Source organism: Phytoactinopolyspora alkaliphila (assembly GCF_010550695.1).
In the GTDB taxonomy this organism is placed as follows: domain Bacteria; phylum Actinomycetota; class Actinomycetes; order Jiangellales; family Jiangellaceae; genus Phytoactinopolyspora; species Phytoactinopolyspora alkaliphila.
In genome coordinates, this window is record NZ_JAAGOB010000028.1 from 1 (window position 1) to 1,358 (window position 1,358).

Annotated in this window: 1 protein-coding gene; it reads right to left on the reverse strand. The window is 66.5% G+C overall.

Annotated elements, in window-relative coordinates; all coding sequences use genetic code 11:
• The coding region (locus tag G1H11_RS24905; protein ID WP_163821410.1) for an ISL3 family transposase at positions 1–1,245 on the reverse strand (1,245 nt) is incomplete at its 3' end.
• Positions 1,246–1,358: the final 113 nt, after the last annotated feature.

Consider the following 1,358-nt stretch of genomic DNA (forward strand, 5'->3'; position numbering starts at 1 on the left):
GAGCATGGCCAGGGCGATGAGGGCGTGAGGGTCTTTGAATCCGTAGGCGACGCGGGTGATGACGCGGATCTTGGTGTTGGTGGATTCGATGAGGGCGTTGGACATGCCTTCTTCGAGGGCGGCGTAGATGGTGGCGCGGTGTCGTTTGATCTTTCGGCCGAGTTCGATGAAGCCGGGCAGGCGGCTGCGTTGGGCCCGTGACAGCCAGTGCCGCAGGGCTTGGATGCCGTCCTCGCCTTTGATCTTGAAGACGTGGCGGAGTCCTTCTTTGAGCAGGTAGGCCCGGTATAGGCGGGGGTTGCTGGCAGCGATCCAGTCCAGTTTGGCGCGTTGGTTGGCGGTGAGGTCGTCGGGGTTCTTGCGCAGCGCCCATCGGGCGTTCTTGAGCTTCTTCGCATCGCCGCGGGACAGGTTGATCACTCGGCCGCCGGCGGTGGTGCGACGGTCGTTGCCGACGGCGCGCCGAGCGTCGTTCCACGCCGCTCGGCGGGCCTCGTCGAGGGCTTCGCCGGCCCACTGCACGACGTGGAACGGATCGGCGCACAGCACCGCTTGCGGGCACCAAGCACGGACCACGTCGGCGATCCAGGGCGCACCGTCGGCCGAGACGTGGGTGATCGCCTGGCAGCGTTGCTCACCCAAAGCACGGAAGAACCTGCCCATTGTGACCTTGTCCCGGCCTGGCGCGGCCCACACCAGCCGGCCGGTGTCGTGGTCCACCACCACCGTGAGGTACTTGTGGCCCTTCTTGTAGCTGACCTCGTCGATCCCGATCCGGCGCAGCCCTGCCAGGCGGTCCACCACCTGGTCAACCCCGGCACACACCCGCTTCACGATCGCACCGACCGTGCGCCAGGCGATCCGCGTCAACTGTGTCACCGCGGTCCTCGAACACGCAGTGGCCAGCCACGCCACCGTGTCATCGAACACCCGGGTATGCCCGGCCCGGTGCCGCGCCCACGGCACCGCCGCGACCACCACCCCATGCTCGCCACACCGCACCCGCGGCGCCTCGGCCTGCACATACGCCTTCACCGTGCCCAGATCCAACGCTCGCCAGCGACGAGGACCCTCGCCGGCGTCATAGCGCGGACAACGCCGCCGACACACCCCACACCGGCCGCGTTCACCCACCCGTGGACGCACATACGCCACGAGCACACCCAGATCCCCGTCGAACTCGACCCCATCCACGAGTGTCTTCTCGACACCCAGCAACCGAGCCCATACGCTAGCGCCACGCACGCCGTTCTCCTCACACCTTGTTTTTGATCTTCGACAATCAAAAACCTAGGCGGAAAGAACGGCGTGCGCTGCTATGACACGCTCAACCCACCCACGGACATGTCACAAGAGCC